Source organism: Citrobacter sp. FP75 (assembly GCF_018342065.1).
GTDB lineage: Bacteria > Pseudomonadota > Gammaproteobacteria > Enterobacterales > Enterobacteriaceae > Citrobacter.
The window spans coordinates 183,035-195,546 of record NZ_JAFDOE010000002.1 but is presented as its reverse complement, the minus strand read 5'-3'; the positions used below and the strand labels follow the sequence as shown (position 1 = coordinate 195,546).

Here is a 12,512-nt window from a genome sequence, read left to right as displayed (position 1 = left end):
CTGCGTGAGCAAACGTAGGCCGGATAAGGCGTAGCCGCCATCCGGCATCAGCGCAATTTACACAATCCGCACGCCCGCAGGCATAAGGCGTTCTGGCGTCAGCAGCACGCTTTCGCTGCCATCTTCAGTTTCCGCGCACAGCAGCATGCACTCGGATGTTTCGCCGCGCATTTTCGCTTTTTGCAGGTTACACAGCACCACTACCGTTTTCCCCATCAGCTCGTCTTCGCGGTAATAAGGCACCAGGCTGGTCACGGTTTGCAGCGTACGTTCCCCCACGTCGACCTGAACGATATACAGCTTATCGGCATTTTCATGACGCTTTACCTGGGTAATTTTGCCGACGCGAATTTCCATCCGGGCGAAATCGGTAAATGCGATGGTGTCCATTCTTCTCTCCTTTGGTAAAATTTTACTAAATGATAGCAAAGACTTTTCCTGGCATTGTTCTCAAAAGCCGTAAAATGCTGTACACATCACACTCTAAAAGCGGGGTTTTACCCCTGACACGTCAATTAAGCGCACTTTTTTTACTGAAAACAGGTGAATAGATAAGCACTTCATTTACAATACGGAGGTCACTCAGGGAAAAGGTAAACATGGCAACACTTAAAGACATCGCAATCGAAGCTGGCGTATCCCTGGCGACAGTGTCCCGGGTGTTAAACGATGACCCGACGCTGAACGTAAAAGAAGAGACTAAACATCGCATTCTGGAGATTGCGGAAAAGCTGGAGTACAAAACCAGCAGCGCCCGCAAGAACCAGGCCAGTGCGGTCGGTCTCCAGCATATTCTGGCGCTCTACAGTTACCAGCAGGATTTAGAAATCAACGATCCTTACTATCTCGCGATCCGTCACGGGATTGAAACGCAGTGCGAAAAACTGGGGATCGAACTCACCAACTGCTATGAGCACAGCGGGTTGCCAGAAAACAAAAACATTACCGGCATTCTCATCGTCGGTAAGCCCTCTGCCGCCCAGCGTGCCGCAGCGACTGCGCTGACAGACAACATCTGCTTTATCGATTTTCATGAACCCGGTAGCGACTATGATGCCGTCGATATCGATCTGGCCCGCATCAGCAAAGAGAGCATCGACTTTTTTATCGCCCAGGGCGTCACCCGCATTGGCTTCATCGGCGGTGAAGACCAGCCGGGCAAAGCAGACATCCGCGAAGCGGCGTTTGTCGAATACGGTCGCCTGCAGCAGGTTGTCTCGGAACACGATATCTATCGCGGCGGATTTTCCAGTTCATCAGGTTATGAGCTGGCCAAAAAAATGCTGGCGAAAGCCGATTATCCCAGCGCCCTGTTTGTGGCCTCAGACTCGATAGCCATTGGCGTTCTGCGCGCCATTCACGAGCGCGGCCTGACTATTCCGCAGGATATTTCGCTGATTAGCGTCAATGATATTCCGACTGCGCGGTTCACTTTCCCTCCGCTCTCCACGGTGCGCATCCATTCAGAAATGATGGGCAGCCAGGGCGTTAACCTGCTGTTTGAAAAAGCCCGCGACGGACGCGCACTGCCCCTGCTGGTTTTCGTTCCCAGCAAGCTGAAACTGCGCGGCACCACCCGCTAAAATCCCCTTGTTTCACGCCCGGTTTCTGCTGAAGCCGGGCGCGCATTGCCCTGCCTTATTCTTCCCTGCCCGGATTATTTTCGTGATCCAGTTAAAGTAAATCATCTTACCCGCTATATTTCAGTAAAATTTTTACTAAAATCACCTGCAATTACTTACTCACCATCACTTTGAATGGTTCCGATTTCTCTCCACCGGGAGGCCTTATGAATCGCTGGGAAAACATTCAGCTCACCCACGAAAATCGACTGGCGCCACGCGCATACTTTTTCTCTTATGACTCGGTTGCGCAGGCACGTTCATTTGCCCGTGAAACCAGCAGCCTTTTTCAGTTGCTGAGCGGTCAGTGGAATTTTCAGTTCTTCGAGCATCCGCTACAAGTGCCGGAAGCCTTTACGTCGCAGTATATGAGCGACTGGGGCAGCATCACCGTTCCCGGTATGTGGCAGATGGAAGGACACGGCAAGCTGCAATATACCGACGAAGGTTTCCCGTTCCCGATTGACGTACCCTACGTTCCAACCGACAACCCGACCGGTGCTTATCAGCGAATTTTTACCCTCAGTGAAGGCTGGCAGGGAAAACAGACGCTGATTAAATTCGACGGTGTTGAAACCTACTTCGAAGTGTACGTCAACGGCCATTACGTTGGTTTCAGCAAGGGTAGCCGCCTGACGGCCGAATTTGATATCAGCGCAATGGTGCAGACCGGCGACAACCTGCTGTGTGTGCGCGTTATGCAGTGGGCAGACTCCACCTACGTTGAAGACCAGGATATGTGGTGGTCTGCGGGGATCTTCCGCGACGTTTATCTGGTAGGCAAACAGGCGACCCATATTCAGGATTTTACCGTTCGCACCGATTTTGATGATGACTATCGCGATGCCACCCTCTCCTGCAATATTGCGCTGGAAAATCTTGCCGGTGTGCCGGTATTAACTTCGCTGGAATACACCTTATTTGACGGTGAACGGGCGCTGCATGGCGGCGTGATTAACAACCTGACGGTGGATAAACTCACCCGCACCACGTTTAATTTCAAAGTCAGCGAGCCACAGCAGTGGTCAGCCGAATCGCCATATCTTTATCATTTAGTGATGACGCTGAAAGATTCCAGCGGCAGCATCATTGAAGTAGTGCCACAGCGCGTCGGATTCCGCGACATTAAGGTCCGCGACGGGCTGTTTTACATCAACAACCGCTACGTGATGCTGCACGGCGTTAACCGCCACGATAACGATCATCTGAAAGGTCGTGCGGTCGGAATGGATCGTGTCGAAAAAGATCTGCTGCTCATGAAGCAGCACAACATCAATTCCGTGCGTACCGCCCATTACCCGAACGATCCGCGCTTCTATGAGCTGTGCGACATCTACGGTTTGTTCGTGATGGCCGAAACCGACGTTGAATCGCATGGTTTCGCCAACGTCGGTGATATCAGTCGCATCACCGACGATCCGACCTGGGAGCCGGTGTACGTTGAGCGCATTGTGCGTCATATCCATGCGCAGAAAAACCACCCGTCGATTGTCATCTGGTCGCTGGGCAATGAATCCGGGTACGGCTGTAATATTCGCGCCATGTATCACGCGGCAAAAGCACTGGATGATACGCGTCTGGTGCATTACGAAGAGGATCGCGACGCCGAAGTGGTGGATATCATCTCCACCATGTATACCCGCGTGCCACTGATGAATGAGTTTGGTGAATATCCGCATCCTAAACCGCGCATCATCTGCGAGTACGCCCACGCCATGGGCAACGGCCCCGGCGGGCTGACGGAATATCAAAACGTCTTTTACCAACACGACTGCATTCAGGGACACTATGTCTGGGAGTGGTGCGATCACGGTATTCAGGCCAAAGATGATAACGGCAACGTCTGGTACAAATTTGGCGGCGACTACGGCGACTATCCAAATAACTACAACTTCTGCCTTGATGGCCTGATTTACCCCGATCAAACGCCAGGACCTGGCCTGAAAGAGTACAAGCAGGTTATTGCGCCCGTGAAAGTGCGCGCACAGGATCTTGCTCGCGGCGAGCTGCGGGTAGAAAACAAACTGTGGTTTACCACGCTTGACGACTACACCTTGCATATTGAGATTCGCGCCGAAGGCGAAACGCTCTCTACCCAGCAGATTAAACTGCGCGGCGTCGCTCCCAACAGCGACGCGCTGCTGCAATGCACATTACCAGAACTGGATACGCGCGAAGCGTTTCTCAACGTCATCGTGACCAAAGATTCCCGCACGCCGTACAGCGACGCCGGGCACCACATTGCGACTTACCAGTTCCCGCTGAAGGCCAAAACCTCAACGTCTGTGCCATTCAGTCTGCAAAACGCGTGCGCTCTGACGCTGGAAGACAGCCGCCAGAGTTGCACCGTTCGCGGCTATAACTTCGCGCTGACGTTCTCAAAACTGAACGGTAAACCGATCAACTGGACCGTGAATGGCGAAGAGCTGATTACCCGCGAGCCGAAGATCAACTTCTTCAAGCCGACGATTGATAACCACAAACAGGAGTTCGAAGGTCTCTGGCAGCCGAATCATTTACAGATTATGCAGGAGCATCTGCGCGATTTTGCCATCGAACACACCGACGATGCGGTGCTCATCACCAGCCAGACGATCATCGCCCCGCCGGTGTTTGATTTCGGCATGCGTTGCACTTACCGCTGGAGGGTAACGGTCGACGGCCAGCTAAACGTTGAACTTTCCGGCCAGCCGTATGGCGAGTACCCGCACATCATTCCGTGCATTGGCTTCACGATGGGCATCAACGGTGATTTGGGGCAAGTGGCGTATTACGGGCGCGGACCGGGTGAAAACTATGCCGACAGCCAGCAGGCCAACATTATCGACATCTGGCGTTCCACCGTGGATGAGATGTTCGAGAATTACCCCTTCCCGCAAAACAACGGCAATCGCCAGGATGTGCGCTGGGCCGCGCTGACCAGTCGCCACGGCAACGGTCTGCTGGTGGTTCCGCAACGCCCTGTCAATCTGAGCGCCTGGCGCTACACGCCAGAAAATCTCTTTGCCGCCCAGCACTGCAATGAGCTTCAGCGCAGCGATGACATCACCCTGAACCTGGACCACCAGCTACTGGGCTTAGGTTCCAACTCCTGGGGAAGCGAGGTGCTCGACTCCTGGCGCGTCTGGTTCCGGGAATTCAGCTATGGCTTTACGTTGCTGCCCGTTTCTGGCACCGAAACCACCGTTCAGACCACCGCTAATCGCGCCTTTGGCACGGAGTTCTTTTCCACGAATTTGCACAGCGAGAATACAAAATGAGGATCATCGATAACTTAGAGCAGTTCCGACAACTCTACGCTTCAGGTCGGAAGTGGCAGCGCTGCGTGGAGGCAATAGAAAATATCGACAATATTCAGCCTGGCGTCGCCCACTCCATTGGTGATTCGCTCACTTACCGCGTGGAGACCAACTCCGCAACCGACGCGCTGTTTACCGGTCATCGTCGTTATTTTGAGGTGCATTATTACCTGCAAGGGCAGCAAAAAATTGAGTATGCCGCCAAAGATAACTTACAGGTCGTTGAATATTATCGCGATGAAACCGATCGCGAGTACCTGAAGGGATGTGGAAACACCGTAGAAGTACACGAAGGACAACTGGTTATTTGCGATAACCACGAGGCCTACCGCTTTATTTGTAATAACGCAGTGAAGAAAGTCGTACTCAAAGTCACCATCGAAGATGGTTATTTTCATAATAAATAAAAAACACAGGCGGCACCGATGTTGTGCCGCCAGTACCCTATAATAATCAGGAATCGGAGATGTGCTATGTCTGATACCAAGCGTAATACCATCGGCAAGTTCGGCTTACTGTCGCTGACCTTTGCCGCTGTTTATAGTTTTAACAACGTTATCAACAATAATATTGAGCTTGGCCTGGCATCTGCACCGATGTTTTTCCTCGCCACTATTTTCTACTTTATTCCGTTCTGCTTAATCATTGCCGAATTTGTTTCGCTGAATAAAAACTCCGAAGCCGGTGTTTACGCATGGGTAAAAAGCTCGCTGGGCGGGCGCTGGGCATTTATTACCGCCTACACCTACTGGTTCGTTAACCTGTTCTTTTTTACCTCGCTACTCCCGCGCGTTATCGCCTATGCCTCCTACGCATTTTTAGGTTACGAATACATTCTGACGCCGTTCGCCACCACCGTGTTAAGTATGGTGCTGTTTGCCTTCTCGACCTGGGTTTCGACCAATGGCGCAAAAATGCTGGGGCCGATTACCTCCGTCACCTCCACGCTGATGCTATTGCTGACGCTGTCATATATTTTACTGGCAGGTACCGCGCTGGTTGGCGGCGTGCAGCCTGCTGACCCCATCACCGTTGATGCAATGATCCCGAATTTTAACTGGGCGTTCCTCGGTATTACCACCTGGATCTTCATGGCCGCAGGCGGCGCGGAGTCCGTGGCAGTTTACGTCAACGACGTGAAGGGGGGTTCGAAATCGTTTGTTAAAGTGATTATTATCGCCGGGATTTTTATCGGCGTGTTGTATTCAATCTCCTCAGTGCTGATCAACGTCTTTGTCAGCAGCAAAGAGCTGAAGTTTACCGGCGGCTCGGTGCAGGTGTTCCACGGTCTGGCCGCATACTTCGGTTTGCCTGAGCTGGTCGTTAACCGCTTTGTCGGTCTGGTGTCCTTTACCGCGATGTTCGGTTCACTGCTGATGTGGACCGCTACGCCGGTTAAAATCTTCTTCTCTGAAATCCCGGAAGGTATTTTCGGCAAGAAAACCGTCGAACTGAATGAAAACGGCGTTCCGACCCGCGCGGCGTGGATCCAGTTTCTGATTGTCATCCCGCTGATGATTATCCCGACGCTCGGATCGAATACCGTGCAGGATTTAATGAACACCATCATTAACATGACCGCTGCGGCATCCATGCTGCCACCGCTGTTTATTATGCTGGCTTATTTGAATCTGCGCGCCAAACTGGACCACTTACCGCGCGACTTCCGTATGGGATCGCAAAGAACCGGGATTATCGTGGTGTCGATGCTGATAGTGCTTTTCACGGTTGGGTTTATCGCCTCAACGTTCCCTACCGGCGGCAACATCATCACCATTATTTTCTATAACGTCGGTGGTATTGTTATTTTCCTCGGCTTTGCCTGGTGGAAATACAGCAAATACATCAAAGGGCTCACCAAAGAAGAACAAGAGATTGAAGCCGCGCCCGCTTCAAATATTAATTAATTCATATAAAAGAACAACAATAAAAAATATTCGCCAAGGCTATAACAATAAAAATTGTATTTTATTTGGCTTAGGATAAAAGCATGAAAAACATTAGCCTCTGTTGCAGGGCAATAATTGCCCTGCCCTTTTTCTGTGTCTCCTCTCTGGGTGCAGAAGAAGTCCGTCCAGCAGAACACGACGACACGAAAACACCCGCAATATCTTCTCCCTCCTTTCGTTTTTATGGCGAACTGGGGATGGGTGGATATATGGATTTAGAAGGACAGGATAAACATAAATACAGCGACGGTACCTATATCGAAGGTGGGCTGGAAATTAAGCATGGCGCATGGTTTGGTCTGATCTACGGTGAAGGCTGGACCGTACAAGCAGACCACCAGGGTAACGCCTGGGTTCCCGACCATAGCTGGGGCGGGTTTGAGGGCGGAATTAACCGTTTTTACGGTGGCTACCGTACCGATGACGGAACAGAGTTGATGCTCAGCCTGCGCCAGGACTCATCGCTCGATGACCTGCAATGGTGGGGCGACTTCACGCCAGATCTGGGCTACGTCATCCCCAACACGCGCGACATCATGACCGCCATTAAGGTACAAAACCTGACCGGTCCGCTGCGCTATAGCGTCACCGCCACGCCCGCCGGACACCATGACGAAAGCAAAGCCTGGCTGCACTTTGGTAAATACGATCGCTACGACGATAAGTACACCTATCCGGCCATGATGAATGGCTACATCCAGTACGATCTGACCGAAGGTGTGACCTGGATGAACGGCCTGGAAATCACTGACGGCACCGGACAGCTGTTCCTGACCGGCCTCCTTTCGCCTAACTTTGCCGCTCGCGCCTGGCATCATACCGGACGTGCCGACGGGCTGGATGTACTGGGTACGGAGACCGGCTATATGGTCAGCGCCATGTACGAAGCGCTAAAAGGCGTCTATCTCTCCACCGCCTACAGCTATGCCAGGCATCGACCGGACCATGCCGAGGATGAAACCACCTCCTTTATGCAGTTCGGTATCTGGTATGAATACGGCGGCGGTCGTTTCGCCACCGCCTTCGACAGCCGGTTCTATATGCAAAATGCATCTGGTGACCCGAGCGATCAGATCTTCCTGATGCAATATTTCTATTGGTAACAAGGACCGGAATACCATGAAAATCAAAACTGTTCTTACACCGCTGGCCTGCGCTCTACTGATGAGTTTCTCCGCACTGGCGGCTAACGCTGACGGCTTTAAAAACGTCATCGATCGCACCGGTGCGCCCGGCTACATGCACGACTACGATTACGACGACCATCAGCGCTTTAATCCCTTTTTCGACCTCGGCTCATGGCACGGACACCTGTTGCCAGATGGCCCCACAACGATGGGGGGCTTTCCGGGTGTTGCTCTGCTGACGGAAGAGTACATCAACTTTATGGCGACCAACTTCGATCGCCTGACGGTATATCAGCACGGTAAAAAGGTCGATTTCACCCTCGAGGCCTGGAGCATTCCCGGTGCGCTGGTGCAGAAACTGTCATCAAAAGAGGTGCAGGTCGAGATGACGCTGCGCTTTGCCAGTCCACATACCTCGCTGCTGGAAACCAAAATCACCAGCAACACACCGCTGGATCTGGTGTGGGACGGCGAATTACTGAATAAGCTGGAAGCCAAAGAGGGAAAAGCGCTGTCGGATAAAACCATTGATGGCGAATACCCGGACTACCAGCGAAAAATCACCGCAACGCACGACGGCCTGAAAGTCACCTTCGGTAAAGTGCGCTCAACGTGGGATCTGTTGACCTCCGGCGAGTCGGCGTATCAGGTGCATAAATCTGTCGCCATGAAAACCACGGTTAGCGGTCATCGCTTCACGGGGAAGGCCCATATCAACGGTTCGACGACAATTTACACCACTTATTCTCATCTGCTTACCGCCGAAGATGTGGCAAAAGAGCAGCCGCAGATCCGCGATATTCTGGCGCGTCCTTCTTCCTACATGCTCGCTTCGCAGCAGCGCTGGGACGAATATCTCAAGAAAGGCTTAAACAACCCGGATGCCACCCCAGAACAAACCCGAGTGGCGGTGAAGGCGATCGAAACGCTGAACGGCAACTGGCGAACCCCCGGCGGGGCCGTGAAACACAATACCGTCACGCCCTCGGTAACGGCCCGCTGGTTCTCCGGTAATCAGACCTATGCCTGGGATTCCTGGAAGATTGCCTTCGCCATGGTGCACTTTAACCCCGAGATTGCGAAAGATAGCATTCGTGCGCTCTTTGACTGGCAAATCCAGCCCAACGATCCGGTACGTCCGCAGGATGCGGGGATGATCCTCGATTTGGTCACCTGGAACCCTATCCCGGAACGCGGTGGCGATGGCGGTAACTGGAACGAGCGTAACACCAAGCCCAGCCTCGCGGCGTGGTCAGTGATGGAGGTCTATAACGTCACTAAAGACAAGGCCTGGCTCCAGGAGATGTACCCAAAACTGGTGGCGTACCACGACTGGTGGCTGCGTAACCGCGATCATAACGGTAACGGCGTTCCTGAGTACGGCGCGACCCGCGATAAAGCCCACAACACCGACAGCGGCGAAATGTTATTTACGGTGAAAAATGGCGACAAGGAAGAGACCCTCTCCGGGCTGAAAAACTACGCCTCCGTCATCAGCAAAGGTCAGTATGACAGCCTGACCATTCCGGCGCAGGTTGCCGCCGGATGGGAATCCGGTCGTGATGATGCCGCAGTGTTTGGTTTTATCGACAAAGAGCAACTGGATAAATACGTCGCGAACGGTGGCAAGCGCGGCGACTGGGTGGTGAAATTTGCCGAAAACCGCAGTCACGACGGGAAATTACTGGGATATTCACTGCTGCAGGAGTCGGTCGATCAGGCCAGCTATATGTACAGCGATAACCATTACCTGGCGGAAATGGCGACCCTGCTCGGTAAAACACAGGACGCAAAACGCTATCAGGCGCTGGCGACGAAACTGGCGGACTACATCAATACCTGTATGTTCGATGCCAATACACAATTTTTCTATGATGTGCGCATCGAAGAAAAGCCGCTGGCCAACGGCTGTGCGGGAAAACCCATCGTCGAACGCGGCAAAGGGCCGGAAGGCTGGTCACCGCTGTTTAACGGCGCGGCTACACAACCCCATGCTGACGCGGTGGTGAAAGTGATGCTCGACCCTAAAGAGTTCAACACCTTTGTACCGCTGGGCACCGCGGCGCTCACCAACCCGGCTTTCGGCCCGGATATTTACTGGCGCGGGCGCGTGTGGGTGGATCAGTTCTGGTTTGGCTTAAAAGGGATGGAGCGTTATGGCTATCGCGATGAGGCACTGAAAATGGCGGATACGTTCTTCAAACATGCGAAAGGTCTCACCGCTGACGGCCCAATTCAGGAAAACTATAACCCGCTGACCGGCGCGCAGCAGGGTGCGCCTAACTTCTCCTGGAGCGCGGCACACCTCTACATGCTGTATAGCGACTTTCTGAAACAGCAGTAACTTCCGATTGGCTCTCCTGAAAAGGAGAGCCTCTTTTTTGAATCCCATCACAATCACGGCATTCCCCTTTTCCCTTTTGCGCAGCGACGGCTAAATTAGTAACTCATCCGACCACATAACAATAATTTTACATACTGGACACCTTTATGAGCTATCCGTCGCTGTTCGCCCCGCTCGATCTGGGATTCACCACGCTTAAAAACCGCGTGCTGATGGGTTCGATGCATACCGGTCTGGAAGAGTATCCCGATGGTGCAGAACGGCTGGCCGCGTTCTACGCCGAACGCGCCCGTCACGGCGTAGCCCTGATTGTGAGCGGAGGCATTGCGCCTGCGCTATCCGGCGTAGGAATGGAGGGCGGCGCGATGCTGAACGACGCCAGCCAGCTGCCGCATCACCGCGTGATTACCGATGCGGTACATGAAGAAGGCGGCAAAATCGCGCTGCAAATTCTGCACACCGGGCGCTACAGCTATCAGCCGCATCTGGTCGCGCCTTCCGCCATTCAGGCCCCAATCAACCGCTTTACCCCGCATGAACTGAACCACGATGAAGTGCTGCAACTGATTGAGGATTTTGCCCATTGCGCACAGCTGGCGCGGGAAGCAGGCTACGACGGTGTAGAAGTCATGGGTTCAGAAGGCTATCTGATCAACGAATTTCTCACCCTGCGAACCAACCAGCGTACTGACGAATGGGGCGGCGATTATGCCAACCGCATGCGTTTTGCCGTGGAGGTCGTGCGGGCCGTTCGTCAACGTGCCGGTAACGACTTTATTATTATCTTTCGCTTGTCGATGCTCGACCTGGTGGAAAATGGCGGAACCTTTGACGAAACCGTCCAACTGGCGCAGGCGATAGAAGCCGCAGGTGCGACCATTATTAACACCGGGATTGGCTGGCACGAGGCGCGTATTCCCACCATCGCCACGCCGGTGCCGCGCGGCGCGTTTAGCTGGGTGACGCGCAAACTGAAAGGTCACGTGACAGTCCCACTGGTCACCACTAACCGCATTAACGACCCTAAAGTGGCCGACGATATTCTGGCCCGTGGCGATGCCGATATGGTGTCGATGGCGCGCCCTTTCCTTGCCGACGCCGAGCTACTGTCAAAAGCACAAAGCGGACGAGCAGATGAGATCAACACCTGCATCGGCTGTAATCAGGCCTGCCTGGATCAGATCTTCGTCGGCAAAGTGACCTCCTGCCTGGTCAATCCACGCGCCTGTCATGAAACTAAAATGCCGATCGTACCGGCGACACATCTGAAGAATCTGGCGGTGGTCGGCGCCGGTCCTGCAGGTCTCGCCTTTGCTGTTAACGCCGCCGCGCGTGGGCATCATGTGACGCTGTTTGATGCACATGGCGAGATTGGCGGGCAGTTTAATATCGCCAAACAGATCCCCGGCAAAGAAGAGTTTTACGAAACGCTGCGCTACTACCGCCGTATGATCGACGTCACCGGCGTGACGCTGAAGTTGAATCATTTTGTATCCGCGCACGAGTTACAATCGTTTGATGAAGTAATCCTCGCCAGCGGGATCGAACCGCGTACCCCGCCGATCGACGGGATCGACCATCCTAAAGTGCTGACCTATCTCGATGTATTACGTGATAAAGCGCCGGTGGGTAAGCGCGTTGCCATTATTGGCTGCGGTGGGATCGGCTTTGATACCGCCATGTATCTGAGCCAGCCCGGAGAGCCCACCAGCCAAAACATTGCGGAATTCTGTATAGAATGGGGGATTGATACCAGCCTGCAACAGGCCGGCGGTTTACGCCCGGAAGGTCCGCTGTTATCCCGTAGCCCACGCCAGATAGTGATGCTGCAGCGTAAAGCCAGCAAACCGGGACAAGGGTTAGGTAAAACGACGGGCTGGATCCATCGCGCCACCCTGCTGTCGCGCGGTGTGAAAATGATCCCGTCAGTGAGCTATCAGAAGATCGATGATGAAGGGTTACACGTTGTGTTGAACGGCGAACCGCTGATCTTTAACGTGGATAACGTGGTAATTTGCGCCGGACAGGAGCCACGCCGTGAACTGGTCGATCCGCTGCATGCGGCAGGTAAAACGGTGCATCTGATTGGCGGGTGCGATGTGGCGTTAGAACTGGATGCCCGACGCGCTATTGCGCAAGGCACCCGGCTGGCGCTGGAGATTTAGCGCCAT

8 protein-coding genes are annotated in these 12,512 nt (G+C 53.4%); 7 read left to right on the top strand and 1 reads right to left on the bottom strand.

Going from position 1 to position 12,512, the window contains the following annotated elements; genetic code table 11:
• Positions 1 to 57 precede the first annotated feature (57 nt).
• Entirely contained in the window at positions 58 to 390 is a 333-nt protein-coding gene (locus JQ822_RS08580) for a tRNA-binding protein (protein ID WP_213133122.1), read from the bottom strand.
• A 209-nt stretch (positions 391 to 599) separates the two neighbouring features.
• On the opposite strand from JQ822_RS08580, the gene ebgR reads away from it, so the two are divergent.
• The 7 genes from ebgR (at position 600) to JQ822_RS08545 (ending at position 12,506) form a co-directional block, all read left to right on the top strand.
• Positions 600 to 1,583, top strand: a complete 984-nt coding sequence (gene ebgR / locus JQ822_RS08575) for a transcriptional regulator EbgR (protein WP_213133121.1) — start codon at positions 600 to 602, stop codon at positions 1,581 to 1,583.
• Positions 1,584 to 1,789: 206 nt separating this feature from the next.
• Complete coding sequence (ebgA, locus tag JQ822_RS08570; RefSeq protein ID WP_213133120.1) at positions 1,790 to 4,882, top strand: beta-galactosidase subunit alpha; 3,093 nt, start codon at positions 1,790 to 1,792, stop codon at positions 4,880 to 4,882.
• Positions 4,879 to 5,328: a beta-galactosidase subunit beta gene (locus JQ822_RS08565; protein WP_213133119.1), complete on the top strand. Its 450-nt coding sequence runs from the start codon at positions 4,879 to 4,881 to the stop codon at positions 5,326 to 5,328. Before ebgA ends, JQ822_RS08565 begins: the two co-directional genes overlap by 4 nt.
• 66 nt (positions 5,329 to 5,394) lie before the next feature.
• Entirely contained in the window at positions 5,395 to 6,828 is a 1,434-nt protein-coding gene (locus JQ822_RS08560; RefSeq protein WP_213133118.1) for an amino acid permease, read from the top strand.
• Between the two features lie 83 nt (positions 6,829 to 6,911).
• Complete coding sequence (ygjJ, locus tag JQ822_RS08555) at positions 6,912 to 7,973, top strand: protein YgjJ (protein ID WP_213133117.1); 1,062 nt, start codon at positions 6,912 to 6,914, stop codon at positions 7,971 to 7,973.
• 16 nt (positions 7,974 to 7,989) lie between these two features.
• A complete protein-coding gene (gene ygjK, locus JQ822_RS08550) occupies positions 7,990 to 10,341 on the top strand; it encodes an alpha-glucosidase (RefSeq protein ID WP_213133116.1) in 2,352 nt (783 codons plus the stop codon).
• 146 nt (positions 10,342 to 10,487) lie between these two features.
• Entirely contained in the window at positions 10,488 to 12,506 is a 2,019-nt protein-coding gene (locus JQ822_RS08545; protein ID WP_213133115.1) for an oxidoreductase, read from the top strand.
• The last annotated feature ends 6 nt before the right edge of the window (positions 12,507 to 12,512 follow it).

Bases quoted from the DNA above. Each gene is read 5' to 3' on its own strand.
- JQ822_RS08580 (WP_213133122.1), bottom strand. From the start codon at position 390: ATGGACACCATCGCATTTACCGATTTCGCCCGGATGGAAATTCGCGTC.
- ebgR (WP_213133121.1), top strand. From the start codon at position 600: ATGGCAACACTTAAAGACATCGCAATCGAAGCTGGCGTATCCCTGGCG.
- ebgA (WP_213133120.1), top strand. From the start codon at position 1,790: ATGAATCGCTGGGAAAACATTCAGCTCACCCACGAAAATCGACTGGCG.
- JQ822_RS08565 (WP_213133119.1), top strand. From the start codon at position 4,879: ATGAGGATCATCGATAACTTAGAGCAGTTCCGACAACTCTACGCTTCA.
- JQ822_RS08560 (WP_213133118.1), top strand. From the start codon at position 5,395: ATGTCTGATACCAAGCGTAATACCATCGGCAAGTTCGGCTTACTGTCG.
- ygjJ (WP_213133117.1), top strand. From the start codon at position 6,912: ATGAAAAACATTAGCCTCTGTTGCAGGGCAATAATTGCCCTGCCCTTT.
- ygjK (WP_213133116.1), top strand. From the start codon at position 7,990: ATGAAAATCAAAACTGTTCTTACACCGCTGGCCTGCGCTCTACTGATG.
- JQ822_RS08545 (WP_213133115.1), top strand. From the start codon at position 10,488: ATGAGCTATCCGTCGCTGTTCGCCCCGCTCGATCTGGGATTCACCACG.